The 26,282-nt window shown below is 71.0% G+C and carries 23 protein-coding genes and 1 pseudogene; 12 read left to right on the forward strand and 12 right to left on the reverse strand.

Annotation, left to right across the window (positions count from 1 at the left end):
- Position 1: 1 nt before the first annotated feature.
- The 7 genes from ACZ67T_RS08455 to ssd form a co-directional block, all read right to left on the reverse strand.
- A complete protein-coding gene (locus ACZ67T_RS08455; RefSeq protein WP_469982492.1) occupies positions 2-415 on the reverse strand; it encodes an Rv3654c family TadE-like protein in 414 nt (137 codons plus the stop codon).
- Positions 412-861 carry a TadE family type IV pilus minor pilin gene (locus ACZ67T_RS08460; RefSeq protein ID WP_469982494.1) on the reverse strand — a complete coding sequence of 150 codons (450 nt, stop codon included), beginning with the start codon at positions 859-861 and terminating at the stop codon, positions 412-414. The genes ACZ67T_RS08455 and ACZ67T_RS08460 overlap by 4 nt, the downstream gene beginning before the upstream one ends.
- The gene (locus ACZ67T_RS08465; RefSeq protein WP_100597770.1) at positions 854-1,057 is read right to left on the reverse strand and encodes a DUF4244 domain-containing protein; all 204 of its coding nucleotides are present in this window, start codon (positions 1,055-1,057) and stop codon (positions 854-856) included. The genes ACZ67T_RS08460 and ACZ67T_RS08465 overlap by 8 nt, the downstream gene beginning before the upstream one ends.
- Before the next feature lie 104 nt (positions 1,058-1,161).
- Entirely contained in the window at positions 1,162-1,938 is a 777-nt protein-coding gene (locus tag ACZ67T_RS08470) for a type II secretion system F family protein (RefSeq protein ID WP_469982496.1), read from the reverse strand.
- Between the two features lie 22 nt (positions 1,939-1,960).
- Positions 1,961-2,866, reverse strand: a complete 906-nt coding sequence (locus tag ACZ67T_RS08475; protein ID WP_469982498.1) for a type II secretion system F family protein — start codon at positions 2,864-2,866, stop codon at positions 1,961-1,963.
- Between the two features lie 80 nt (positions 2,867-2,946).
- On the reverse strand, positions 2,947-4,116 hold the full coding sequence (locus ACZ67T_RS08480) for a TadA family conjugal transfer-associated ATPase (protein ID WP_469982500.1): 1,170 nt from the start codon (positions 4,114-4,116) through the stop codon (positions 2,947-2,949).
- A 121-nt stretch (positions 4,117-4,237) separates the two neighbouring features.
- On the reverse strand, positions 4,238-5,392 hold the full coding sequence (gene ssd / locus ACZ67T_RS08485; RefSeq protein ID WP_469982502.1) for a septum site-determining protein Ssd: 1,155 nt from the start codon (positions 5,390-5,392) through the stop codon (positions 4,238-4,240).
- Between the two features lie 595 nt (positions 5,393-5,987).
- On the opposite strand from ssd, the gene ACZ67T_RS08490 reads away from it, so the two are divergent.
- Both ACZ67T_RS08490 and ACZ67T_RS08495 read left to right on the forward strand, forming a co-directional pair.
- On the forward strand, positions 5,988-6,833 hold the full coding sequence (locus ACZ67T_RS08490) for an HAD family hydrolase (RefSeq protein ID WP_469982504.1): 846 nt from the start codon (positions 5,988-5,990) through the stop codon (positions 6,831-6,833).
- 509 nt (positions 6,834-7,342) lie between these two features.
- Positions 7,343-8,762, forward strand: a pseudogene (locus ACZ67T_RS08495) (IS1380 family transposase).
- 137 nt (positions 8,763-8,899) lie between these two features.
- Here the strand turns inward: ACZ67T_RS08495 and ACZ67T_RS08500 are convergent.
- Entirely contained in the window at positions 8,900-9,724 is an 825-nt protein-coding gene (locus ACZ67T_RS08500; RefSeq protein WP_469982506.1) for a Fic family protein, read from the reverse strand.
- A 101-nt stretch (positions 9,725-9,825) separates the two neighbouring features.
- Here ACZ67T_RS08500 and ACZ67T_RS08505 point away from each other — a divergent pair, with 101 nt between their 5' ends.
- Positions 9,826-10,806, forward strand: a complete 981-nt coding sequence (locus ACZ67T_RS08505; RefSeq protein WP_469959677.1) for an ATP-binding protein — start codon at positions 9,826-9,828, stop codon at positions 10,804-10,806.
- 29 nt (positions 10,807-10,835) lie between these two features.
- Here the strand turns inward: ACZ67T_RS08505 and ACZ67T_RS08510 are convergent, their stop codons facing one another.
- The gene (locus tag ACZ67T_RS08510) at positions 10,836-12,113 is read right to left on the reverse strand and encodes a polysaccharide deacetylase family protein (RefSeq protein ID WP_469982508.1); all 1,278 of its coding nucleotides are present in this window, start codon (positions 12,111-12,113) and stop codon (positions 10,836-10,838) included.
- A 349-nt stretch (positions 12,114-12,462) separates the two neighbouring features.
- Between ACZ67T_RS08510 and ACZ67T_RS08515 the strand changes: the two genes are divergently transcribed.
- The 6 genes from ACZ67T_RS08515 (at position 12,463) to ACZ67T_RS08540 (ending at position 20,430) form a co-directional block, all read left to right on the forward strand.
- Positions 12,463-14,847: a bifunctional SulP family inorganic anion transporter/carbonic anhydrase gene (locus tag ACZ67T_RS08515; protein ID WP_469982509.1), complete on the forward strand. Its 2,385-nt coding sequence runs from the start codon at positions 12,463-12,465 to the stop codon at positions 14,845-14,847.
- A 121-nt stretch (positions 14,848-14,968) separates the two neighbouring features.
- Complete coding sequence (gene acs / locus ACZ67T_RS08520; protein ID WP_469982511.1) at positions 14,969-16,969, forward strand: acetate--CoA ligase; 2,001 nt, start codon at positions 14,969-14,971, stop codon at positions 16,967-16,969.
- A 208-nt stretch (positions 16,970-17,177) separates the two neighbouring features.
- Positions 17,178-18,581, forward strand: coding sequence for a Na+/H+ antiporter NhaA (gene nhaA / locus ACZ67T_RS08525; protein WP_469982512.1), 1,404 nt, complete (start codon positions 17,178-17,180; stop codon positions 18,579-18,581).
- Positions 18,582-18,633: 52 nt separating this feature from the next.
- Positions 18,634-19,143 (forward strand): phage holin family protein, encoded by a 510-nt coding sequence (locus ACZ67T_RS08530; protein WP_469982514.1) that lies wholly within the window; start codon positions 18,634-18,636, stop codon positions 19,141-19,143.
- The gene (locus tag ACZ67T_RS08535; RefSeq protein WP_469982515.1) at positions 19,140-20,090 is read left to right on the forward strand and encodes an alpha/beta fold hydrolase; all 951 of its coding nucleotides are present in this window, start codon (positions 19,140-19,142) and stop codon (positions 20,088-20,090) included. The genes ACZ67T_RS08530 and ACZ67T_RS08535 overlap by 4 nt, the downstream gene beginning before the upstream one ends.
- A 151-nt stretch (positions 20,091-20,241) precedes the next feature.
- On the forward strand, positions 20,242-20,430 hold the full coding sequence (locus ACZ67T_RS08540) for a hypothetical protein (protein ID WP_100596324.1): 189 nt from the start codon (positions 20,242-20,244) through the stop codon (positions 20,428-20,430).
- Positions 20,431-20,466: 36 nt separating this feature from the next.
- Here the strand turns inward: ACZ67T_RS08540 and ACZ67T_RS08545 are convergent, their stop codons facing one another.
- Genes ACZ67T_RS08545 through nth form a run of 3 tightly spaced genes read right to left on the reverse strand, consistent with a single transcriptional unit; the run spans position 20,467 to position 23,400 of the window.
- Positions 20,467-21,666 (reverse strand): MarP family serine protease, encoded by a 1,200-nt coding sequence (locus ACZ67T_RS08545; RefSeq protein ID WP_469982517.1) that lies wholly within the window; start codon positions 21,664-21,666, stop codon positions 20,467-20,469.
- 13 nt (positions 21,667-21,679) lie between these two features.
- A complete protein-coding gene (locus ACZ67T_RS08550) occupies positions 21,680-22,396 on the reverse strand; it encodes an NUDIX hydrolase (protein WP_469982519.1) in 717 nt (238 codons plus the stop codon).
- Positions 22,397-22,455: 59 nt separating this feature from the next.
- Positions 22,456-23,400 carry an endonuclease III gene (gene nth, locus ACZ67T_RS08555; RefSeq protein ID WP_469982520.1) on the reverse strand — a complete coding sequence of 315 codons (945 nt, stop codon included), beginning with the start codon at positions 23,398-23,400 and terminating at the stop codon, positions 22,456-22,458.
- Between the two features lie 396 nt (positions 23,401-23,796).
- Here nth and ACZ67T_RS08560 point away from each other — a divergent pair, with 396 nt between their 5' ends.
- From ACZ67T_RS08560 to ACZ67T_RS08570, 3 genes are all read left to right on the forward strand, one after another.
- Positions 23,797-24,471: a Crp/Fnr family transcriptional regulator gene (locus ACZ67T_RS08560; protein ID WP_100596519.1), complete on the forward strand. Its 675-nt coding sequence runs from the start codon at positions 23,797-23,799 to the stop codon at positions 24,469-24,471.
- A gap of 112 nt (positions 24,472-24,583) precedes the next feature.
- Positions 24,584-25,384, forward strand: a complete 801-nt coding sequence (locus ACZ67T_RS08565; RefSeq protein ID WP_469982522.1) for a nucleotidyltransferase domain-containing protein — start codon at positions 24,584-24,586, stop codon at positions 25,382-25,384.
- A 19-nt stretch (positions 25,385-25,403) separates the two neighbouring features.
- Complete coding sequence (locus ACZ67T_RS08570; protein ID WP_469982523.1) at positions 25,404-26,276, forward strand: sigma-70 family RNA polymerase sigma factor; 873 nt, start codon at positions 25,404-25,406, stop codon at positions 26,274-26,276.
- The last annotated feature ends 6 nt before the right edge of the window (positions 26,277-26,282 follow it).

Here is a 26,282-nt window from a genome sequence, read left to right on the forward strand (position 1 = left end):
GTCACCCGGGATCCGCGGGGCCGGCTGGATCCGTCGGACCAGCCGGGTCGGTCGGGACCCCCGGCGCCACGGGTCCTGCGGGCCCCGCTCTGGCCCTGACCTCCGCGGTCAGCGGTGCCGCGTCGGCCGCCGCGGTGACGTCGGACACTTCCCCGTACACCGCGCACCGCACGAGCCGCGCGTCCTGTGCGGCCGCCACTCGGGCCGCGTGGGCGCAGGCCTCCTTCCGGCCCTCCATCCAGTGATCGGCGGCCGCGAGAGCCGCCAAGTCTGCGGCCCCACCCGCCCGGTGACGCACTACGACGGCCTGCCCCATGGTCAGTACGCACCCGAAGACCAGCCCGAGCGCGGCCATCGCCATCACGGCCCACACGGTCGCGGAGCCCCGGTCCGCAGACGCCTTCCGCCGCTTCATGAATCACCCACCGCCTCCGCTGTCCCGGCCACGTCGGCCGACTCGGCCGTCCCCACCGTCTCCTCCGCCAACGCAACCGCGTCGGCCTGCAGGCGGACATTCAGCACGCCAGGCCCCGGTGCCGCGGCCTCGACCGCGACCCGGACCAGATCGCCCTCCCGGCTCACGGCGACCTTCGCGCCACGCGGAGCGACCCTCTTCGCCGACTCCACGGCCGCCCCCTGCGGGTCCTGCCGGGCGATCGCCCTGGCACCCGCCCTCGCCGCGTCCACACACTGGATCTGCGCGGACGCGGCCATCAGCGCCCAGACCAGCGCCAGTGTGAAGGTCACGAGCACCGGCAGCACGACGGCCGCCTCCGCCGTCACGAAGCCCTGGTCACCGGCGCGTCGCGTACCGGCCTGCCGCTCACCAGCCCGTGGCCCACGCCGGCCGGCCCTACCCATGGAGCGCCCTCTCGACGATCCCCTGAAGCGCGGCCTGCACCTGTCCGCTGGTCAGCACCTTCAGCAGCAGTCCGGCGAACCCGACCGCCGCAATCAGCCCCATCGCGTACTCCGACGTGACCATCCCCGCGTCCCGCCTCGCCGCACGCATCCGACGCACCCACATCCCGGCGCGCGCCCGCATCACTCCGTACATCTCAACCCCCATGAAATTCCTCTGACATTCGTCACCGACTGACGTCCACACGACGTCCGCCGAACTCGCGCCGGGCCACGCACCGGCCCGGTCTCCCCGGCCTCTCACCGACCTCCCAACATTCCGCCGGCCACCCCGATCACCACAGGCAGCACTCCGATGGCCACGAACGCGGGCAGGAAACACAGGCCCACCGGCGCCGTGATCAGCACGGCCGCCCGGCGCGCCACCGCGGTGGTCGCACGCCCTCGCTCGGCCCGGGCTTCCGCGGCCAGCCGCGCGACCGGCTCCGCGGCCGGGGCGCCCGAATCACCGGCCCGCTCAAGGAGCCCGGCCAGCGCAGCGGCACCCGGTATCGATGCCAACTGCCGCCACGCAGCGCGCGGTTCACCACCGAGCCTCACCTGGGCCGCACCCCGCGCCAGAACCTCGCCGACCGGGCCACCCAGCGACTCCCCCACCGCCCTCGCCGCCCTCACGGGATCGGCCCCGGCGGCGATGCACGCGGCCAACAGATCCGCGGCCAACGGCAACTGCCGACGTGCCTGGAACTCCGAAGACGCCGTCGCATCGGACGCCGCGCGGGCCCTGCGCCTCCACCTCCACACCCCGAACGCCGCGACCAGACCCACCAGCAGCCCGGCCACCCCGCCGACCAGCACGTATCCGGCACAGACCGCCCCCGCTGACGGTCCCCACCCACCAATGGCGCCCCGCACATCCACGCCCCGCCCCGCGGGCTTCTCAGCCACCGCCTCCAGCAGGGCGTTCAACCTCCGCAGCAGCGCCCGTTCCCTGCGTCGCACCGCCACCTCACGCAGGACCCACCCCAAGCCGGTCACGACACACAGCACGAGCCCCAGCCTGTGGACAACGTTCATCGCCCCTCCGCTCCCCGAGCGCTCATCGCTCCTCCGCTCCCCGTACGATCCGCAGCGCCCACCACAGCCCCGCTGCCTCCAACACCCCACCCACGAGCAGGCACCCGAACCCCGCCCCGGTGTGCAGCAGCACCCTCAACGGCCGGGCCCCGAGCACGCTCCCCAGGAACAGCCCCAGGACAGGAAGCCCCGCGAGCATCACCGCCGTCGACCGCGACCCGGCCAACTGAGCGCGCAGGTCGGCCCTTTGGTCTCGCTCGGCCCGCAGCGCGTCCGCGAGACGCTCCAGCCCGGCCGCCAGGCCCGCACCCCGGTCCACCGCCACTCGCCAGCAAGCCGCGAGCCCCAACAGCCCCTCGGCCCCCGGCGCCCGTGCCGCCTCCCGCAGAGCCCCCGGCACGTCCCCACCGAACCGGGCAGCAGCCACGACCGCCCCATCGCCGGCGCCCGAGCCGCCCGCTCTCGTCTCGCCCTCCTCACGCACCGCCACGATCAGCGCCTCCCCCGGCTGCCGCCCCGCTCGCACCTCTCCCGCCAGCACCCCGCACAGCGAGATCACCGCGTCCGCCCGGCGCTCCCGCACCCGTCGCACCTCCCGGTCCCGCCGCACCCGCCGCGCCATGGGCACCCCAGCGAGGCCCACGACCAGCGGCACCACGGAAGCCCCGAGGACCGCGAGCACGGCCCCTACGACCAGCACCCACCACTCCCACCGCTCCCGCCACCGCGCCCAACCCGCACGCCATGCCTGCACGCCCCACGGCACACCACCGCCGGAGCCCAGCAACTCCGTCGCCCGCCGCGCCTCACGCCCGTGCCCACCACCAGCAACCCAGGCCGCCGCCCCCACACAGACCAGAGCCGCACAACCAGGCCCCACACCGACCCCCACCGCCCCAACCACAACAACCGCCCCCTCCACGGACATCACCCCTCGCACCGACCCACGCCCCGCCCAGCTCCCCGCCGCCCGACCGCCAGGCCGGCCCCCACTCCGGTCCCACCCCCCTAGCTCCACTCCGCGAACTCCCCGAGCAACCCGCGCAAGCGCCCCCACCCCCGCTCCCGCACGAACTCCCCCTCGCCCCACCGCAGCGCCGGCACCGTGACCACCCAGCCGGCCGCGTCACGTTCCAGGACATGGACCTCGGCGATGCGACGTCGGCCCTTCCGGTCCCGTACGAGGTGAAGAACCACCGACAGGGCCGCCGCCAACTGGCTGTGCAGGGCGCCGCGATCGAGGCCGGCAGCCGTCCCCAGAGCCTCCAGTCGGGCGGGCACGTCATGGGCGGCGTTCGCGTGGACCGTGCCGCAGCCCCCCTCGTGCCCCGTGTTCAGCGCGGCGAGGAGCGCCACGACCTCCGGGCCCCGCACCTCGCCCACCACCAGGCGGTCCGGCCGCATGCGCAGCGCCTGGCGTACCAGGTCGTCCAGGGCCACGAGCCCAGCCCCTTCCTGGTTGGCGGGCCGCGCCTCAAGCCGCACCACATGTGGATGGTCGGGCCGCAGCTCGGCGGAGTCCTCGGCGAGCACCACGCGCTCCCCCGGTCCGACCAGGCCGAGCAACGCGCTCAGAAGCGTCGTCTTACCGGACCCCGTACCACCGCTGATCAGGAACGACAGCCGAGCGTCGAGAAGGGCCCTGAGCACTCGGTCCCCGCCGGGCGGCACCGTCCCCGCCGTCACGAGCTCCTCCAGCGTGAAGGCACGCGGCCGGACCACCCGCAGTGACAGGCAGGCACAGCCGACGGCGACGGGCGGCAGGACGGCGTGGAGGCGGGTCCCGTCCGGCAGCCGGGCGTCCACCCACGGCCTCGCGTCGTCCAGGCGTCGCCCGGCCACCGCCGCGAGCCGTTGCGCGAGCCTCCGTACGGACGAGGTGCTCTCGAACGAGACGCCCGTCAGCTCCAGGCCACCACCCCGGTCCACCCACACCCGGTCGGGCGCGGACACCAGCACGTCGGTCACCGACGGATCGGCGAGCAGGGGCTCGAGCGGTCCCGTGCCCACGAGTTCGGAGCGCAACTTACCGGCCGCACCCAGCACTTCGGCGTCCCCGAGAAGCTTCCCTTGAGCCCGGAGTGCCTCCGCGACCCGCGCGGGGGTCGCCTCCGCACCGTTCTCCGCGAGCCACTGCCGCACCCCGTCCAACATGCGCGCGCCCACGACCCCACTCACACGCCGCGCACCGTCGTCACCGACCACACCCCCGCTCACACGCCGCCCACCGCCATCACCCACGACACCGGCACTCACAGCCCACCCCCTTCGACTCACCACACCCGCGCCTCACCCGCACTCACACCCACGCCGACCCCGACATGCCGTCCCCGCTCTCACGCCCCCCCTCACCCGCCACAACCGGCACCCGCTCCCAGAACGCCGCGCAGAACCGCGCGAGCGGCCCCCGCGCCGCGCCACCCGGCGGCAGCCCGCCCCCATCGGCCGCCCACAGCGCTCCCTCCGCCGGAAGTTCACCGACCAGCGGAAGCCCGAGAAGCCGTGCGACCTCATCCGGATCGAGCGCTCCGGCCACACCCCCGCGCGAGGGCCCCACCACCACGCGCAGATCCCGCAGCACCATCCCCACACCGGAGGCAACCCGCTTCGCCGCCGCGACGGCCCTCAGCTCCGGCGGCACCACAAGCAGTCCCAGATCCAGCTGGGCCAGCGCCTCGGCCGCCCCCTCGTCGACCCGGCGCGGCAGATCCACGACGACCGCGCCGCCCCGCCGTCGCGCCGCGGCCAGCACCGCCCGTACGGCTTCAGGAGGGACCGCCACCGTGTCGCCCCGGTCCCAGCTCAGCACCCGCAGGGCGTGCAGCTCGGGGAGCGACTCCTCCAGCGCGCCACCCGCGACCCGCCCTCGCGACTCCGCGAACGCGGGCCACCGCATCCCTTCGGCAGCCTCCCCGCCAAGCAGCACATCGAGCCCACCGCCAAGCGGATCCGCGTCGACGAGTAGGGTGCGCCGCCCGGTCCTCGCCGAGGTCACGGCGAGCGCGCTCGCCAGCGTGGACGCCCCGGCCCCGCCTCGCCCGCCGATCACCCCGACGGTGAGCGCGGGCCTCCCCACGCCTTCGGCCACGTCGGCGATGCGGTCCATCAGCCACTGCTCGCCGTCCGGCAGCATCAGCACATGGTCGGCGCCGATCTCGACGGCCCGCCGCCACACGCCCGAATCGTCCTGGTCACGCCCCACCAGCACGACGCCACGCCGCCGCGCCACACCCCGTACCCGCTCGACCGCGTCGTCCCCGACGAGCACCAGCGGCGCCGATTCCCAGCTCCCCCTGCGCTCCGGCACCCCGTGATGGACCTCGGGCCGCGCGCCGGCCGCGGCGCACAGCCGCAGCAGGTCGTCCAGCAGATCCACGTCCTCCGTCACGATCAGCGGTGTCCGCCGCCGCCCGTCGGCGACCGGCCTCCGGTCGCATGTGATGGCTCCCGCCACGTTTTCCGCCCCCCTCGCTCGCTGTCCCGCTCGCACCTGCGAGCCGGCCACTCCCCTCGCGCGGCACAGACCGGCCGACAGTCCTGCCGACTCCCCGACCGGCTGGCGGAACCGGTAATGAACACCGGTCCCGACTTCGCGAGTGGAATCACCGTGCAGCGATCCCGGAAATCGTGTGGATCTTGGTCAATTACTGTGGACAAGAGAGCCCTTGTGAATATCCCCATCACCCATACCGGTGACATCACTTGTGCCATCCAGGGCGACCCCTCAACTACCCTCTCCAGGGCTTCCACAGAGCAGCCTTTCGACTACACTCAGTGACGGATGCCGGACGCGAGGAGCCTCGAGCCAGCGGCTCGGCACGGGGCGGAAACAGGGTGGAGAACGCAAAAGTCCGGACCCAAAGTGGGTCCGGACATGCGACGACCCCCGCCGGGGGGGAGAGCGGGGGTCGTCCCCACGGTCCGACTCGGGGGGGGAGGAGCCAGACCGGGTTAGCACGGTCGCGAACGATCCGTGACTTCCATGGTGTACCCGAGAGCCTTCTCAGGCAAACCCACGCGCCAAAGCTTACGCCGAATGGTGGGCGCCTATGCTCGGGCTCGTGGAAAACCACTCCTTGACGCACTCGATGCCCCGCACAGCCGCGTTCTTTGACCTGGACAAGACGGTCATTGCGAAGTCGAGCGCGCTCACCTTCAGCAAGTCGTTCTACCAAGGCGGGCTGATCAACCGCAGGGCGGTGCTGCGGACCGCGTACGCGCAGTTCGTGTTCCTCGCCGGCGGCGCCGACCACGATCAGATGGAGCGGATGCGCGAGTACCTCTCGGCACTCTGCCGCGGGTGGAACGTGCAGCAGGTGAAGGAGATCGTCGCCGAGACACTCCACGATCTGATCGACCCGATCATCTACGACGAGGCCGCGTCGCTCATCGAGGAGCACCACACCGCCGGGCGCGACGTGGTGATCGTCTCCACGTCCGGCGCGGAGGTCGTCGAGCCGATCGGCGAACTCCTCGGCGCGGACCGCGTGGTGGCCACGCGCATGGTCGTCGGCGACGACGGCTGCTTCACGGGTGAGGTGGAGTACTACGCGTACGGGCCGACGAAGGCGGAGGCCATCGAGGAGCTCGCGCGGTCCGAGGGGTACGACCTCTCGCGCTGCTACGCGTACAGCGACTCGGCGACCGATGTGCCGATGCTGAAGTCCGTCGGCCACCCCTTCGCGGTCAATCCGGACCGGACGCTGCGCCGCGAGGCCATCGCGCGCGAGTGGCCGATTCTCGACTTCAACCGGCCCGTCCGGCTCAAGCAGCGACTGCCCTCGCTGTCCGCGCCGTCGCGGCCGGCCCTCGTCGCAGCCGCCGCAGTCGGCGCCGCGGCGGCCACCGCGGGTCTGGTCTGGTACGCCAGCCGCCGGCGCGCCACGGCCGGCTGACCTGCCCCCTTACGCAGGCCCGCCGGACGGCCGCGAAACAGACCCGCCACCGGCTGCCCGTTTCACCCCTAATTGAACCTAAAAGTAAAGAAGTACGGCCAGGGGTTTCGCTTCCTCGACACCTGGAGTACAAATGAGGCAACGGCCCGCGAGACCAAGGGACATCCGAGAGGATCACCTTTAAACGCAACCAAGGCCCCACGGACCGAGCATGAACACCAGGCACCCACGCGACGTCGACCCGTCGATTACGGGCCAGCCGCACCAGGCCACGGGCTAAGTTCCCGACCTGATGGGCAAATTTCGAGGACGCTTGGTAACCAGGTGAACATGCCAGCGGCGGTACGAGGACTCGTACCGCCGCAACCCTTTTCCGGGGATTTCCAGGAATGCGTTACAGCACCTAACCTCACCGTTTCACTTGGGGTGAGACCGGTTGCTGGCCGTGAACGCGAAAGTGCCTTCTGAGCTGGGACGATGAACCTTGTCGAGGGGTTCTGTCGGTCCAGGTGGAAGGCACTTTCTGCGTGCAGGGTATCGGTTCGCGTCCCAGGCTTCATGTCTCCGCTGATGGTTCGGGGGTGGTGGGTCACGCCGGGGCACGGCTACTGGCTGATCTCGCCGACGTCACGGGACTGACCAGCGCGTACTCCACCGTGTTGAGACCGCTTCGGCCACGAGGTACGGGTCATGACCCAGGGCGGATCGCCACCGACCTCGCGGTGATGGTGGCTGACGGCGGCGAGGCCATCACGGATCTGGCCGTACTGCGCGACCAGGGCGAGGTGTTCGGCCCGGTCGCCTCGACACCGACTGCCTGGCGGCTGCTGGCCGCCGTCGACGAACGCGTACTGGACCGTCTGCGATCGGCCCGTGCTCAGGCCCGGGAAGTGGCCTGGCTGCAGGCATCCGAGACCCGCTGCGGCATACCGGCGGCGAAAGCCGGTGGACGGGAAGTGCCCGGCCTGGTCCTGGACATCGACGCCACGCTGGTCACCTGCCATTCAGAGAAGGAGGCGGCCGCACCCACCTACAAGGGTGGCTTCGGCTTCCACCCCCTGCTGTGTTTCCTGGCCAACACCGGCGAAGGCATGTCCGGGCGCCTTCGGCCCGGGAACGCCGGAGCCAATACCGCCGCGGATCACATCGCGGTGCTGGACGACGCTCTCGCACAAATCCCCGACGCCCACCGGCACGGCACCGACATCCTCGTCCGCACCGACAGCGCCGGATCCGCGAAAGCCTTCCTCAGCCACGTCCGAGACCTGCGAACACGCGGAATCCGCACCTTCTTCTCGGTCGGATACGCCATCACCGAGCCGGTCCGCCGCGCGATCCGGGCCCTGCCCGAGCAAGTGTGGCACCCCGCCCTGGACCAGGACGGCACGCTCCGAGAGTCCGCCGAGGTCGCCGAGCTGACCGGCATGGCCGACCTTGCCGGCTACCCGGCCGGCACCCGCGTCATCGTCCGCCGCGAACGTCCCCACCCCGGAGCCCAGCTCTCGCTGTTCGACGAGGACGAGGGCCTGCGGCACCAGGTCTTCCTCACCGACACCCCGGTCACCTCCGGCTCGGCCCAGTTCCTGGAGGTCCGCCACCGCGGACACGCCACCGTCGAGGACCACATCCGGTGCGGCAAGACCACTGGCTTCGGCCGCTTCCCCTCCCGCCGCTTCCCGGTCAACGCCGCCTGGCTCGAACTCAGCCTCGCGGCGATCGACCTCCTCGCCTGGACCCGCCCTCCTGCTGGCCGGCGAACTCGCGGCTGCCGAACCCAAGAAGCTCCGCTACCGGATCCTGCACGTCGCCGCCCGGATCACCCGAGGCGGCCGCCGCCTCCACCTTCGGATCTCGGCTAACTGGCCCTGGCGACATGAACTCGCGGCCGCATTCCACCGCCTGGCCGCACTGCCCCGCCCCGCCATCTGACTCGCCGTCCCCGCCCACCTCGACTCAAGGACCTTGGAGAACCCGACCTCGCGTCGGGCCCTCACCATGTCCATCGGCCGACACGGCCTCCAACAACCTCGCTCAGCCGCCCAGCAGCCCCAACTGAAACGGCGAGGCTAAGCCGCTCCGCGCTGGAGCGCCTCGCACACCGCCGTCGACTCCCTGACACCGAGCTCCACGGACCGCCCGCAGTGCGCGATCCACGCGGCCACCCCTTCCGGAGTGCCCGACACATAGCCCTCGAGTGCGGCCAGATATTCGGCGCGCCCCTGTTCCGCGTGCCCCACCTCGGCCGGACAGATCGACTTGGGGTCGAGACCACTGCCCACCAGGACGATGCGCTCGGCCGCGCGCGCGACCAGCCCGTTGTGCGACCCGAAGGGACGCAGCGCGAGCAGTTCTCCGTGCACGACGGCCGCGGTGACCAGGGCCGGAGCCGAGCCGCCCGCGATGATCAGCCCGGAGAGCCCTTCCAGCCGGCCCGCCACTTCCTGCGCGTCAGGCAGCGGCAGCTCGACCATCGGCTCGTCGACCGGCTCGCCACCCTGCCGGGGGCGCCCCACCGTGTCACCGTTGTCGGCGGCCGCCACGAGATGAAGCCGTGCGAGCACTCGCAGCGGGGACTGCCGCCAGATCGACAGAAGCTGGCCCGCCTCCGCCGTCAGCCGCAGGGCGGCGCCGACGGTGCGCGCCTCCTCGTCCCCGCCCGCGCCGCTGAAGTCGGAGCGCCGGCGCACCTCTTCCAGCGGCCAGTCCGCGCCGGACAGCGCCGCGCTTCCGCGCGCGCCCCGCAGCGCGGCTTCGGAGGTGACCGCATGGCTGCGACGCCGCATGACCCGGTGGCCGTAGACCCGGTCCACGGCCTTGCGCACGGAGTCCACGGAGTCGGCCACGCCCGGAAGGGCCCCGAGGGCGGCAAGGGGGTCGGCTGTCGTACTCATGGGTACGACCCTACGCAGTCCACGGGCCCGCCCCACGAAGGAGTGGTCTTCTTCACGCTGGACGGACACGAACAGCGACGATCCCACTACCCTTGGTGAACATGAAGATCGCTTTCGTGGGGAAGGGCGGCAGCGGGAAGACCACGCTGTCCTCGCTCTTCATCCGTCACCTCGCCGCCATGGGCGCCCCTGTCATCGCAGTGGACGCCGACATCAACCAGCACCTGGGGCCCGCGCTGGGTCTCGACGACGACCAGGCGGCCGAACTGCCCGCCATGGGCGCACGCCTCCCCCTCATCAAGGACTACCTGCGCGGCTCGAATCCACGGATCGCCTCCGCGGACACGATGATCAAGACGACCCCGCCCGGCGAGGGCTCGCGCCTCCTGCGGGTGCGTGAGAACAATCCGGTGTACGACGCGTGCGCCCGACCCGTGGAACTCGACGGCGGCGCCGTGCGTTTGATGGTCACGGGCCCCTTCACCGAAGCCGACCTCGGCGTCTCCTGCTACCACTCCAAGACCGGAGCGGTGGAGCTGTGTCTGAACCATCTCGTCGACGGCCGCGACGAGTACGTGGTCGTCGACATGACCGCCGGTTCGGACTCCTTCGCCTCCGGCATGTTCACCCGCTTCGACATGACGTTCCTCGTCGCCGAGCCGACGCGTAAGGGGGTCTCGGTCTACCGCCAGTACAAGGAGTACGCACGGGACTTCGGCATCACGCTGAAGGTCGTGGGGAACAAGGTGCAGGGCCAGGACGACCTCGACTTCCTCCGCGCACAGGTGGGGGACGACCTGCTCGTCACCGTCGGGCACTCCGACTGGGTACGCGCCATGGAGAAGGGCCGCCCTCCCCGGTTCGGCCTCCTGGAGGAGCCCAACGCGGCCGCCCTGCGCACGCTCCGGTCCGCCGCGGACGCGGCCTACGCGGGCCGCGACTGGGAGCGGTACACACGCCAGATGGTCCACTTCCACCTGAAGAACGCCCAGAGCTGGGGCAACGCGAAGACGGGCGCCGACCTGGCGGCCCAGGTCGACCCCGCCTTCGTCCTCCAGGAGAGCGTGGCCGCCACCGCCTGACCGGCACGGCCACACCCGACGGGGCTCGGCTACCGCTTCACCGCCGGCGCTCCCGGTGCCCCCTTGGGTGCCGGGGCGGGGCCGGCCGACATGAAGGACGCCCAGCCCTGCTTGGGGGCCTCGCCGACGCCCAGCTTGGTGAGCCGGTCCAGGGTCTTCGGGTCCTGGGCGTCCAGCCAGTCGGCGAGCCGGCGGAAGGAGACGCAGCGCACCTCGGGCTTGTTGCACACGGTGTGGACGGTCTCGTCGACGGCCCGCATGTAGTTGCCGCCGTTCCAGGACTCGAAGTGGTTGCCGATGACCAGCGGCGCGCGGTTGCCTTTGTAGGCGCGGTCGAATCCCTTCAGGAGGCTGTCGCGCATCTCGTCACCCCATAGCTCCTGCTTGTCGGCGTCGCCCTGGGTCGCGGTGCCCGACTGACTGATCATGAAGTTGTAGTCCATGGTGAGCTGCTCGGACTTGTGCCCGGGGAAGGGCACGAGCTGCATCGACAGGTCCCACAGGCCATCGTTCTTGTTGGGCCAGATCTGCTTGCCGATGCCGCTGGTGTCATAGCGGAGGCCGAGGTCGTGGGCCGCCCGTCGGAAGTTCTTCTGGCCCTCCAGGCACGGGGTGCGGGCGCCGATGAGCTCCTTGTCGTAGTCGAAGGGGAGCGGGGCCGCGTTCTTCATGCCCGTGTTCGTCTTCCAGGACTTCACGAAGGACTTGGCCTGGCGGATCTCGTCCTTCCAGTCGGCCACCGACCACTCGCCGACGCCGCCGCCCTTGCCACAGAAGTGGCCGTTGAAGTGCGTGCCGATCTCGTCTCCCTCGAGCCAGGCGCCGCGGAGCTGGTCCACGGTGTCCTTGATCCCCTGCTCGTCGTTGAAGCCGACCTCCGAGCTGCCCGGCGAGTGCTGCGGCGGCCGGTAGAGGTCGCGCTTCTCCTCCGGGAGCAGGTACACGCCGCTGAGGAAGTACGTCATCGTCGCGTTGTTCTCCCTGGCGACCCTGCGGAAGTGCGAGAACAGCTTCTTACTGTCCTCCCCGGCGCCGTCCCAGGAGAACACCACGAACTGCGGCGGCTTCTGGCCGGCCTTGAGGCGCTCGGCCTTCGGCAGATGCGGCTGGCCTCCGGTGAAGGCGGTCGAGCCGTCCCCGATCATCCGAATCGCGCTTCCCGGCGCGGGGGCGGGGGCCGCCTCCTTCGGGCCGGGAGCGCCGTTCCGGGGAGTCCCCTGGTGGCCACCGATCGCGCAACCGGACAGGACAGCTGCACAGGCCGCGACGACGGTGAAGCTCGCGGCGGGCTTCTTGGTGGCGGCCATGTCCGCCCACCTTCTTCCTTGGGTCTCTTCGGCTCGGATCTCTTCACGTCAAGGCGGGATCAATGTGGTGAAATGCCGCATTTATCGATGGCGTCACCAACGTCGCACGAGACCCGAGGAAGGATTAATACGACAAGCCGAAGAAAGGCGCCCCATTCACCCACCGGGGTGAATCGCTGCCCCATTTGACCCGAAAATCCGTCCACAACCTTTACTCTGTATTACGATCCATTTACCGAGCGTTGATTCATCCCGCCGCTGCACGCCGTGATCCACGGCCGCGACCCTGCCCCGCCACAGACGGGGCCCCTCGTTCCGCGACCGCGCTGCCCCGGAGGAGACGGGAAACATGTCAGCCTGCGTCCCCACACGCCCTGCCGATCCGACACGGACCGACGAAACCAGCCGCACCCATCCACCCCACAGCCCGCCGCCGAAGCCGCCCCGCCGCTTCCGCGTCTCGGGCGCCGACCTGTCCGCGTCCGGGGCGGTCTTCCTGATCGCCCTGCCGCTGTCCCTCGGAATCGCCCTCGCCACCGGGGCCCCGCTCCAGGCGGGACTCGTCGCCGCCGCCGTCGGCGGAATCGTGGCCGGCCGCCTCGGCGGCTCCCCCCTCCAGGTCAGCGGCCCGGCCGCCGGCCTCACCGTCGTCACCGCCGACCTCATCCACCGCTACGGCTGGCGGACGACCTGTGCGATCACCGTCATCGCCGGAATCGCCCAAATCGGCCTCGGCTGCCTGCGCGTGGCCCGCGGCGCGCTCGCCGTGTCCCCCGCCGTCGTCCACGGCATGCTCGCCGGAATCGGCGTCACCATCGCGGTCGCCCAGGTGCACATCGTGCTCGGCGGCACCCCCCAGAGCGCCGTACTCGACAATCTCCGTGCGCTGCCCGCCCAGTTGACCCACGTGGACCTGGCCGCACTGGGCCTGAGCCTTCTGACGCTCGCGGTCCTGTTCGCCTGGCCACGGATCCCCGGACGCGCCGGGCGAGCCCTGCGTCGGGTGCCCGCCGCGCTGGTCGCCGTCGCCTGCGCCACCGCGACCGCCGCGTTCGCCGGGATCGCCGTGACCAAGGTCGACCTGCCGTCCTGGAGCAGCCACGCCCTCGCCGGCCTGCCCGAAGGGCCCGTGCTGGGCCTCGTGGCGGCCGTTCTGACCGTGACGCTCGTGTGCAGCGTGCAGTCGCTGCTCGGCGCCGTCGCCGTGGACAAGCTCGCGTCCTCGAAGCCCGCGCTGCGGCCGGAGGCCCGCCGCTCCGACCTCGACCGGGAACTGCTCGGCCAGGGGGCGGCCAACATCGTCTCCGGCACCCTCGGCGGACTCCCCGTCGCCGGGGTCGCGGTCCGCAGCGCCGCGAATGTGAACGCGGGCGGTGAGAGCAGGAACTCCACGATGGTGCACGGCGTTTGGGTAGTGGTGGCCGCGCTCCTGATGGTCCCGGTGCTCGAGCTGATCCCCCTCGCCTCACTCGCCGCCCTGGTCATGGCCGTCGGAATCCAGATGGTGTCCCTGCACCACATCCGGACGGTCACACGCCACCGCGAGGTCCTCGTCTACGCCGTGACGACGCTCGGCGTGGTCGTCCTCGGCGTGCTCGAAGGCGTCGCCCTCGGCATCGCGGTCGCCGTCGCGGTCGCCCTGCACCGGCTCGCCCGCACACGGATCACCCACACCGTGGACGGAACAGACAGAACAGACGGCGCAGGCACGACGAGCGCCGCAGGCCGAGGCGGGACGCATCACGTGCGCGTGCGCGGGCAACTGACGTTCCTCGCCGTGCCCCGGCTCAGCCGCGTACTGCACCAGGTACCCCAAGGAGTGGACTGTGTCGTGGAGTTGGACGGGTCCTTCATGGACCACGCCGCGTTCGAGTCCCTGCAGGACTGGCAGAAGTCGCATGTCGCGCAGGGCGGGAAGGTCGAGGTGACCGGGCGGGCCGGGACCCGTATCGCCGAGCCCGCGTCGGCGTCGCACTCCTGCTGCCGGCCGTGGACGCCCTGGCGCAACCACCACTGTGACCGCCCGCAGGCCGAGACCGCCGCTCCCCCGGCCGGCGGTGGCGGGTATCAACTGGCCAGCGGAATCAGCGCGTTCCAGCGGAACACGGCGCCGCATGTGCGGGGCGAGCTGGCCCGGCTCGCCCGTGAGGGGCAGCGCCCCACCCAGCTGTTCCTGACCTGCGCCGACTCCCGGCTCGTGACGTCGATGATCACCTCGAGCGGCCCCGGCGACCTCTTCGTCGTCAGGAACGTGGGGAATCTGGTGCCGCTGCCGGGCGCCGAGAGTGGTGACGACTCGGTCGCCGCGGCCATCGAGTACGCCGTCGACGTACTGAAGGTGCAGTCGATCACCGTGTGCGGGCACTCGGGCTGCGGCGCGATGCAGGCGCTGCTCAACAGTCCGCCCGAGGGCGGCACGCAGACACCCCTGAAGCGGTGGCTGAGGCACGGTCTGCCGAGCCTGGCCCGCATGGCGACCGCGAACCAGCCCTGGGCGCGGCTCGCCGGGCGCGACCCCGCCGACTCGGTCGAGCAGCTCTGCCTGACCAATGTCGTCCAGCAGTTGGAGCACCTGCGGGCGCACGAGTCGGTGGCCCGCCGCCTCCAGGAGGGCTCGCTCGAACTGCACGGGATGTACTTCCACGTGGGCGAGGCACAGGCCTATCTGCTCACCGAGCAGCCCGACGAGGTGTTCGACCAGGTGGAGCCGGAAGGCGAACTGCGCCCGGCGTGAACCAGTCCGTGAGAGCGTGCGTGCCGGTGAGTGACGTCATCGGCACGTACGCGTAGAGCCCAACAGGTCTAAACCATTTGTCGGACCCCCCTTGTCACCGAGGGGGGCCGTCTGATGAGCTGTGGTCTGGGACACAACGGACACCCTGGGAAAGGGAGATGTCGTGAGCAACGAAAGCCTGGCCAACCTTCTTAAGGAAGAGCGAAGGTTTGCGCCGCCGGCCGACCTGGCGGCCGCCGCCAACGTCACCGCGGAGGCGTACGAACAGGCCAAGGCTGACAGGCTCGGCTTCTGGGCCGAGCAGGCCCGCCGGCTGACCTGGGCCACCGAACCGACCGAGACCCTCGACTGGTCGAACCCTCCGTTCGCCAAGTGGTTCGCCGACGGGAAGCTGAACGTCGCGTACAACTGCGTGGACCGCCACGTCGAGGCCGGGAACGGCGACCGGGTCGCCATCCACTTCGAGGGTGAGCCGGGCGACAGCCGGGCCATCACCTACGCGGAGCTCAAGGACGAGGTCAGCCGCGCGGCCAACGCGCTGACCGAGCTGGGCGTGCAGAAGGGCGACCGCGTCGCCGTCTACCTGCCGATGATCCCCGAGGCCGTCGTCGCGATGCTGGCGTGCGCGCGCATCGGCGCCGCGCACTCGGTCGTCTTCGGCGGATTCTCGGCCGACGCCATCGCGGCCCGTATCCAGGACGCCGACGCCAAGGTCGTCATCACGGCCGACGGCGGCTACCGGCGCGGCAAGCCGTCCGCGCTCAAGCCCGCCGTCGACGACGCCGTCAGCCGCGTCGACGGGGTCGAGAAGGTCCTCGTCGTCCAGCGCACCAAGCAGGACGTCGCCTGGACCGAGGGCCGCGACGTGTGGTGGCACGAGATCACGCAGAAGCAGTCGGCGGAGCACACGCCCGAGGCGTTCGACGCCGAGCAGCCGCTGTTCATCCTCTACACGTCCGGCACGACAGGTAAGCCCAAAGGCATCCTGCACACGTCCGGCGGCTACCTCACGCAGGCCTCGTACACCCACCACGCGGTGTTCGACCTCAAGCCGGAGACCGACGTCTACTGGTGCACGGCCGACATCGGCTGGGTCACCGGGCACTCGTACATCACCTACGGCCCGCTCTCGAACGGCGCGACGCAGGTCATCTACGAGGGCACCCCGGACACCCCGCACCAGGGCCGCTTCTGGGAGATCGTGCAGAAGTACGGGGTGACGATCCTGTACACGGCGCCGACGGCGATCCGCACGTTCATGAAGTGGGGGGACGACATCCCCGCCAAGTTCGACCTGAGCAGTCTGCGGGTCCTCGGTTCGGTCGGTGAGCCGATCAACCCCGAGGCCTGGATGTGGTACCGGAAGAACATCGGCGCCGACAAGTGCCCCATCGTGGACACCTGGTGGCAGACCGAGACCGGCGCGATGATGATCTCGCCGCTGCCCGGCGTCACCGAGACCAAGCCGGGCTCCGCCCAGCGTGCCCTGCCCGGCATCTCGGCGACGGTGGTGGACGACGAGGCTCACGAAGTGCCGAACGGGGGCGGCGGTTACCTCGTCCTGACCGAGCCGTGGCCGTCGATGCTGCGTACCATCTGGGGCGACGACCAGCGGTTCATCGACACGTACTGGTCCCGCTTCGAGGGCAAGTACTTCGCCGGTGACGGCGCCAAGAAGGACGAGGACGGCGACATCTGGCTGCTCGGCCGGGTGGACGACGTGATGCTGGTCTCCGGTCACAACATCTCGACCACCGAGGTCGAGTCGGCGCTCGTCTCGCACCCCTCCGTCGCCGAGGCGGCGGTCGTGGGCGCGGCCGACGAGACGACGGGCCAGGCCATCGTGGCCTTCGTGATCCTGCGCGGCACGGCGTCCGCCGACGACGAGGGCCTCGTCGCCGATCTGCGCAACCACGTGGGCGCGACGCTCGGCCCGATCGCCAAGCCCAAGCGGGTCCTGCCCGTGGCCGAACTGCCCAAGACCCGCTCCGGGAAGATCATGCGGCGCCTGCTGCGCGACGTCGCGGAGAACAGGGAGCTGGGAGACGTCACGACCCTGACGGACTCGTCCGTCATGGACCTCATCCAGACCAAGCTCCCGGCCGCGTCGAGCGAGGACTGACCGCACCGCACACCACGAAATGGGCACCCGCCGCCGAACGCGCCGGGTGCCCATTTCGTGCGTAAAGTGACGATCACCAGGTATGGCCCGCGTACACCCGGTAGGGTGAAAGCTCAACTGGTGTGCCGGGAAGTCTGGTCGGCAACGCCGTCGACGACCCCTCGTCGGCGCGTTCGCGAAAGCCGAACCCGACCGGAGGTCTTCACCCGTGGCCGCGCCCGCCCCCAGCAAGAACAGCCGTAAGGTCCTCGGCCGGCTCTCCCTTCCCGAGCGTACGTTCGTGGCGGACGCCCTGCGTGCCGAGACCGTCGGCGGAGTGCTGCTCCTCGTCGCCGCGATCGCCGCCCTCGTCTGGGCCAACACCCCGCTCAGCGACAGCTACGAAGCCGTGCGCGACTTCCACATCGGCCCCTCCGCGCTCGGCCTCGACCTGTCCATCGAGCACTGGGCCGCCGACGGGCTGCTCGCGGTGTTCTTCTTCGTCGCCGGTATCGAGCTCAAGCGGGAACTCGTCGCGGGCGACCTGCGCGACCCCAAGGCGGCCATGCTGCCCGTCGCCGCCGCGCTCTGCGGCATGGCGGTCCCCGCACTCGTCTACTTCCTCGTCAACGTCACGGGCGGCGGCTCGCTCGACGGCTGGGCCGTGCCGACCGCCACCGACATCGCGTTCGCGCTGGCGGTCCTCGCCGTCATCGGCACCTCACTGCCGTCCTCACTGCGCGCGTTCCTGCTCACGCTCGCCGTCGTCGACGACCTCGGCGCCATCCTGATCATCGCGATCTTCTTCACCAGCCACATCGATTTCGCCGCCCTCGCGGGCGCCGTCGTCGGCCTCGGCGTCTTCTGGCTGCTCCTGCGCAAGGGCGTGCGCGGCTGGTACATCTACGTGCCGCTCGCGCTCGTCATCTGGGGCCTGATGTACAACAGCGGCATCCACGCCACCATCGCCGGTGTCGCCATGGGGCTCATGCTGCGCTGCACCCGGCGGGACGGCGAGGAGCACTCGCCCGGCGAGCACATCGAGCACCTGGTGCGGCCGTTCTCGGCAGGGCTCGCCGTGCCGCTGTTCGCCCTGTTCAGCGCGGGTGTGGCGGTGTCGGGCAGCGCCCTGACCGACGTATTCACCAAGCCCGAGACCCTCGGTGTGGTGCTCGGGCTCGTCGTCGGCAAGGCGGTCGGCATCTTCGGCGGGACCTGGCTCACGGCCCGCTTCACCAGAGCCTCGCTCTCCGACGAACTGGCCTGGCCCGACGTGTTCGCCGTCGCGTCCCTCGCCGGCATCGGCTTCACCGTCTCGCTTCTCATCGGCGAACTCGCCTTCACCGAGAGCCCTCTGCTGACCGACGAGATCAAGGCCTCCGTCCTGATGGGCTCCCTCATCGCGGCCGTCCTGTCGAGCGTCCTGCTCAAGCTCCGGAACGCCAAGTACCGCGCGATGTGCGCCGACGAGGAGCGCGACGACGACCTCGACGGCATCCCGGACATCTACGAGGAGGACAAGCCGGAGTACCACTTGCGGATGGCGGAGATCTACGAGAAGAAGGCCGCCGAACACCGCAGGCTTGCCGAAGTGACGGGCGGGGCAAGCGACGGGAGCAGTCGTCCGGCATGATCTGACAGCAGATCTGCTACAGATGCCCGTAAAGATGAAGAGGGAGTACGCGATGAGCGCACCCGACGGCACACCGGTCGGCGCCGAACGCAGCATCGGCCAGCTGGTCGCCACGGCCACGACCGAGATGTCCGCGCTGGTGCACGACGAGATCGCTCTGGCGAAGGCCCAGCTCAAGCAGGACGTGAAGCGCGGCGCGGTCAGCGGAGGCGCCCTCTCGGCGGCCGGCGTGGTCCTGCTCTTCTCACTGCCCATGCTGAGCTTCGCCCTCGCCTACGGGATCCAGGCCTGGACCGGCGGGCACAACGGTGAGGGCGGCTGGAACCTCGGCTGGTGCTTCCTGCTCTCCTTCGCGGCGAACGTGCTGGTGGCCGCGCTGCTCGGCCTGATCGGCGTCGTCTTCGCGAAGAAGGCCAAGAAGGGCAAGGGCCCGCAGAAGGTCGCCGCCTCGGTCAAGGAGACGGCAGGCGTACTGGGGAACGCCAAACCGCACCCCCGTCAGGTGACCCCCGCGAACCGAGTCGGCGACACGGTCGAGGCTGTGGCACGCTCGTCATCATGACGGACCCCGCCACCCCTTCGGCCCAGCCCGCCTCGGTCGTACGCATCGGCGTCCCGGGCGGCGGCGAGCTGACCCACCGGGACGTCGCCGCCAACGGCGCGCGCTTCCACATCGCCGAGATGGGCGACGGGCCACTGGTCCTGCTCCTGCACGGCTTCCCCCAGTTCTGGTGGACGTGGCGGCACCAGATGGCGGCGCTCGCCGACGCCGGGTTCCGGGCCGTGGCCATGGACCTGCGCGGCGTCGGCGGCAGCGACCGCACCCCCCGCGGCTACGACCCGGCGAACCTCGCCCTCGACATCACGGGCGTCGTACGGTCCCTCGGCGAGCCCGACGCGGCGCTCGTGGGGCACGACCTGGGCGGCTATCTCGCGTGGACCGCAGCCGTCATGCGGCCCAAGCTGGTGCGCCGGCTCGTGGTCTCCTCGATGCCACACCCCCGGCGCTGGCGCTCGGCGATGCTGTCCGACGTCAAGCAGACCGCCGCGGGCTCGTACGTCTGGGGCTTCCAGCGGCCGTGGGTGCCGGAGCGTCAGCTCGTCGCGGACGACGGCGCCCTGGTCGGGCGGCTGATCCGGGACTGGTCCGGGCCGCGCCTGCCCGACGACGAGGTCGTGGACGTGTACCGGCGCGCCATGTGCATTCCGTCCACGGCGCACTGCTCGATCGAGCCGTACCGCTGGATGGTGCGGTCGATGGCCCGTCCGGACGGCATCCAGTTCAACCGGCGCATGAAGCGTCCGGTGCGGGTGCCGACGCTGCATCTGCACGGCTCGCTCGACCCCGTGATGCGTACGCGCAGCGCGGCGGGCTCCGGCGAGTACGTCGAAGCGCCTTACCGCTGGCGGCTGTTCGACGGTCTGGGACACTTCCCGCACGAGGAGGACCCGGTCGCGTTCTCCAGCGAACTGGTCAGCTGGCTGAAGGACCCCGAGCCCGACCGGTGACGGCCGCGCGGCCACCCTCACACGATCGGGTGACGTGTTCGAGCCATGTCCGGGAACAACTGTCCCTCGAACTGCCAATTGCCTGGCGCATAGGCCAATTGGGGGGCGTGCGCGCGATTACCGACCTTGGGGCACGGGCACACGTCGGGGTATGGGCTGGACGCACGACTACAGTGACGCAGCACGCAACCGCCGCTCAGCCACGGTGCTGAGCCGTCACCCGGGGGGTGGCCCGCAGGAACCGGGCCATGACCAAACCCCTCCGGGGATCAACATTCCCCGCATCCTGCGCCGCCGGGCCCGCTGGGTCTCGGCCCGGCTGCGGCACACACGCGACTGACGCGTCACCGGCCCGGCCTTCACCGCCTCCCGGACCTCACAGGGCGCAGTTGTCGCTGTCCACCTGCTGGTTGGCCGTGCGACCGCGGTCGATGTCCTGGCTGATCTCGTCTCGGGTGAGCGCGTACCCGGTCCGTGCGCTGTCGAGTGACTTCGCGAAGACCACGCCGTACACCTTGCCCTCGGGCGTGAGCAGCGGGCCGCCGGAGTTGCCCTGACGGACCGTCGCGTAGAGCGAGTACACATCGCGCTGCACGGTGCCGCGGTGGTAGATGTCCGGGCCGTTGGCCGAGATGCGGCCGCGCACGCGCGCGGGGCGGACGTCGTACGCGCCGTTCTCCGGGAAGCCGGCGACGATCGCGCCTGCGCCGCGCTCGGCGTCCGTGGACGTGAACTGGAGCGGGGGCGCCTTCAGCGTGGGCACGTCGAGTACGGCGATGTCGCGCTTCCAGTCGTAGAGGACGACCTTCGCCGCGTACATCCGGCCTTCGCCGCCTATCTGCACGTTCGGCTCGTCCACGCCGCCGACCACGTGCGCGTTCGTCATGACGCGGCGGTCGGCGAAGACGAAGCCGGAGCCTTCGAGGACCTTGCCGCAACTGGGAGCCTGGCCGGTCACCTTGACGATGGAGCGCTTGGCCGTCTGCACGACCGGGCTGTTCGCCAGCTTCGGATCGGGGGGCTGGACCTCGGTGATCGGCTCGTTCGAGAACGGGCTGAAGACCTGCGGGAAGCCGTTCTGCGCGAGCGCGGAGGAGAAGTCCGCGAACCACGTGTTCGCCTGCGCGGGCAGGGCTCTGGACACGCCGAGCAGGATCTTGGAGTTGCGCACTTCCTTGCCGAGCGTGGGCAGCGTCGTGCCGGCCAGGGCCGAGCCGATGAGCCAGGCGACGAGGAGCATCGCCACCACGTTCACCACGGCACCGCCCGTGGCGTCCAGGGCGCGGGCCGGGGACCATGTGATGTACCGGCGCAGCTTGTTCCCCAGGTGCGTGGTGAACGCCTGTCCCACGGAGGCACAGACGATGACCACGATCACGGCGACGACGGCCGCGGTCGTACTCACCTTGGCCTCGTCGGTCACCGCGCTCCAGATGGCGGGCAGGACGTAGACCGCGACGAGGCCGCCGCCCAGGAAGCCGATCACCGACAGGATGCCGACGACGAAGCCCTGGCGGTAGCCCACGATCGCGAACCACACGGCAGCGACGAGCAACAGGATGTCCAGCACATTCACGTGGGCCACCCTGTCATGAGCGCCAGTCGAGTGGGACCTGCTTACTGCGGTCCCAGGGGCGCTCCCATCCCGCGTAGTGCAGGATCCGGTCGATCACTCCGGCCGTAAAGCCCCAGACCAGAGCCGATTCGACGAGGAACGCCGGGCCCTGGTGGCCCATCGGGTGGACCGCCGTCGCACGGTGGCGCGGATCCGTGAGATCCGCCACGGGGACCGTGAAGACGCGGGCCGTCTCCGCCGGGTCGACCGCCTGCACCGGCGTCGGGGTGCGCCACCAGCCGAGGACCGGCGTCACCACGAAGCTGCTCACCGGGATGTACAGCTTCGGCAGGACGCCGAAGAGCTGGACGCCGCGCGGATCGAGCCCGGTCTCCTCCTCGGCCTCGCGCAGGGCGGCGCGCAGCGGCCCGTCCGTACGCGGATCGCCGTCCTCCGGGTCGAGGGCGCCGCCCGGGAAGGACGGCTGGCCCGCGTGCGAACGCAGCGAGGTCGCGCGCTCCATGAGCAGCAGCTCGGGGCCGCGCTCGCCCTCACCGAAGAGGATCAGGACGGCGGACTGGCGCCCGTCACCGCTCTCGGGCGGCAGGAAGCGGCTCAGCTGGAGCGGCTCGACCGTGTCGGCGGCCTTCACGACCGGGTCGAGCCACTCGGGCAGCCCCTCGCGGCTCAGCCTCACGGACTCGTCCTTCGTCACGCGCTCTTCCTGCGCCTCACTGTGTGCATGCGTCATAGGCACCCCCGTCCAACTGAACACAACGCCCCTGCCCCCGCCGTTCGTTCCGCGATCCGTCACTCCCCCTTGGCGGGCGGCGCGGTGGCGCCGAGCGGGGGCGCCGGGATGCCGCCTGCGTCCAGGTACGACTGCGGGGGCTTCAGGCGCTGGCCGGGGAAGCCGCCCTTCTCGTACTTCAGGAGCTTCTTCGCCTTCTCCGGGTCGGTCTCGCCCTCCCCGTACGCCGGGCAGAGCGGCGCGATCGGGCAGGCGCCGCAGGCGGGCTTACGGGCGTGGCAGATCCGGCGGCCGTGGAAGATCACGTGGTGGGAGAGCATCGTCCAGTCGCTCTTCGGGAAGAGCTCGCCGATGGCCTTCTCGACCTTGTCCGGGTCGGTCTCCTCCGTCCACTTCCAGCGCCGCACGAGCCGCCCGAAGTGCGTGTCCACCGTGATTCCCGGCCGCCCGAAGGCGTTGCCCATCACGACGAAGGCGGTCTTGCGGCCGACGCCGGGCAACTTGACGAGGTCTTCGAGACGCCCCGGGACCTCGCCCCCGAACTCGTCCCGCAGTGCCGCCGCGAGCCCCATGATCGACTTCGTCTTGGCGCGGAAGAACCCGGTGGGCCGGATCAGCTCCTCGACGTCCTCGGGGTTCGCGGCCGCGAGGTCCTCGGGGGTCGGGTACTTGGCGAAGAGGGCGGGCGTCGTCTGATTGACCCGCAGATCGGTGGTCTGGGCGGACATCACCGTGGCGACGAGCAGCTGGAAGGGGTTCTCGAAGTCCAGCTCGGGGTGGGCGTACGGGTACACCTCGGCGAGCTCACGGTTGATGCGCCGGGCACGCCGGACGAGCGCGGTGCGGGACTCGGGCTTGGCAGCGGCCTTCTTCGGCGGCTTGTCCGACTTCGCGGCGGCCTTCTTCACGGGCTTGGCGGCGGCCTTCTTCACGGGCTCGGCCGCGCCGGCCTTCTTCGCGGCAGCACGCTTGCCTCCGGGACCCGCGGCACCACCGGAACCCACGCGGCCACCGGCACCGCCGGCGCCCTTCCCCGCGGAAGCCGCAGCGCCCCCGGCACCATCCCCGACACCCCTGCCTCGCTTTACCTCTTTTGCCGCTTTCCCGGGCGTGGCCGGGGCTTGTTCGCCCACAGCGGAATTACGTCCTGCGGTCACCGTCCCAGCCCCCTTGGCCTCTGCTCTCACCGGCGTTTTGGACACTCGGCCAGCCTAAAGGCAGCCGCTGACATCCGCCGTGGACCCCACAGATCAGTCCTCGATTGGCCCCCTCCCCCACAGCTTGCGACGCCCGTGCGGCAGACTTGTGCCTGAGTGACTGATCACACTGTTTGGACCGTCCGGCAAAATGGGGAGCGGGAACCCGGTCCCCGGATGCAGGTCGACATAGGAGAGAAACTCGTGGACGACGTTCTGCGGCGCGCCCCGCTTTTCGCGGCGCTCGATGATGAGCAGGCCGCGGAGCTCCGCGCCTCCATGAGTGAGGTGACCCTCGCGCGCGGCGACGCCCTCTTCCACGAGGGCGACCCCGGAGACCGCCTTTACGTGGTCACCGAGGGCAAGGTGAAGCTCCACCGCACCTCCCCCGACGGCCGCGAGAACATGCTCGCGGTGCTCGGCCCCGGCGAGCTGATCGGCGAGCTCTCGCTGTTCGACCCGGGCCCGCGCACGGCGACCGCCTCCGCGCTCACCGAGGTCAAGCTCCTCGGCCTCGGCCACGGCGACCTCCTGCCCTGGCTGAACGCGCGCCCCGAGGTGGCCTCCGCCCTGCTGCGTGCCGTCGCCCGGCGCCTGCGCAAGACCAACGACCAGATGTCCGACCTGGTCTTCTCGGACGTGCCGGGCCGCGTGGCCCGCGCGCTCCTGGACCTCTCCCGCCGCTTCGGCGTGCAGTCGGAGGAGGGCATTCACGTCGTGCACGACCTGACGCAGGAGGAGCTGGCCCAGCTGGTCGGCGCCTCCCGCGAGACGGTGAACAAGGCGCTCGCCGACTTCGCGGGCCGCGGCTGGCTCCGCCTGGAGGCCCGCGCCGTGATCCTGCTCGACGTGGAGCGCCTCGCTAAGCGCTCGCGCTGACACCTTCGTTCGACGCGTACGGGTCCCGTCTCCCTCGGGGGAGGCGGGATCACCCGTTCACCGCCGCGGAAAATGCCGGGACGGCAGCCACCCGACCCGGCACAGTGGGTCCATGGACACCACCGCCCGCGGCCTGGACGAGCGCGGATTCATCGAGCGCGAAGGCTCTCTGAGCCTGATCCAGCCGGACTTCCGCCCCGTCGTGTCCGCGGCGCGCGACGCTCTGCTCGCCGGCTTCGGACCGCGGATGGCGAGCGCGTACCTCTACGGCTCCGTGCCGCGCGGCACCGCCCGCCCCGGCCGCAGCGACCTCGACCTCCTCCTCGCACTGCGCGAGGAGCCGACGGACGACGACAGGGCGGAGGCCAACGCCCTGGCCGAAGACCTGAACAGACAATTCGCCCAGATCGACGGCGTAGGCCTGCTGATCCTCAGCCGGAGCCAGGTCCTCAGCGACCTCGAACGACACGACCTCGGCTGGTTCGTGGCCTGCCTGTGCACTCCGCTCCTCGGCGAGGACCTGGCCGAATACCTGCCGCGCTACCGCCCCGACTCCCTCCTGGCCCGGGAGACCAACGGCGACCTGCGCCTGCTCCTGCCGCGCTGGCGCGAACGCATCGCGCGAGGCGACGACCCCCGCACCCTGGACCGCGGCATCTCCCGTCACCTCGTCCGCACCGGCTTCACGCTCGTCATGCCCCGCTGGAACGGCTGGACCAGTGATCTGACACGGATGGCCGAGGTGTTCGGCTCGTACTACCCGCAGTGGGCGGACGCGATGCGACGGGCGTCGGAGGCGGCGTACGAACCGGTGGGCGCACCGCACACCCTCCGGGCGTACACGGAGGACCTGGGCCCATGGCTGGCGGCAGAATACGAAGCCGTGCACGGAGTGAAGGCCCCCCGCCCCTGACCCGGGAAGCAGGACACCGATGAGCTCAGCGTCGACGGACAGCCTGGTCGAGCAGTTCGAGGAGTCGCGGGGGCACTTGCGCGCCGTGGCCTACCGGATGCTCGGCTCGTTCAGCGAGGCGGAGGACGCCGTACAGGAGACGTGGCTGCGGCTCCAGCGGTCCGACACCTCGGCCGTCGAGAACCTGGGCGGCTGGCTCACCACCGTCACGGGCCGGATCTGCCTGGACCTGCTGCGCTCGCGCAAGGCGAGGGGCGAAGAGCCCCTGGAGACCCACGTACCCGACCCTCTGGTCACGAGCCTCGACACCCCGGACCCGGAACAGCAGGCGCTCCGGGCGGACTCGGTGGGCCTGGCGCTGCTCGTGGTCCTGGACTCGCTGGCGCCGTCGGAGCGGCTGGCGTTCGTGCTGCACGACCTGTTCGCGGTGCCGTTCGACGACATCGCGCCGATCGTGGAGCGCACGCCGGCGGCGACCCGGCAGCTGGCGAGCCGCGCGCGCCGCCGCGTCCAGGGAGCCCCGCCGCCGGAGACGGACCTGGTGCGCCAGCGGGAGGTGGTCGAGGCGTTCCTCTCGGCGGCCCGCGAGGGCGACTTCGAGGGACTGCTGGCGGTCCTGGACCCGGGCGTACTGCTACGGGCGGACGCCGGGGCGACGGACCTCTCGCGCCTGGTCCGTGGCGCTCACGCGGTGGCGTCCGGGGCGATCACGTTCCAGCGCATGGCACCGCACGTGCGCGTCGTACTGGTCAACGGCGCGATCGGCCTCCTGGCGCTGCCGGAGGGCCGCCCGGCGTCGCTGATGTCCTTCACGATCACAGACACCAAAATCACCGAACTGAACGTCCTGGCGGACGAGGACCGCCTGCAGCGCCTGACCCGCGGAGCCTGACCCGGG

It is taken from the genome of Streptomyces sp. NPDC107517, assembly GCF_055582645.1.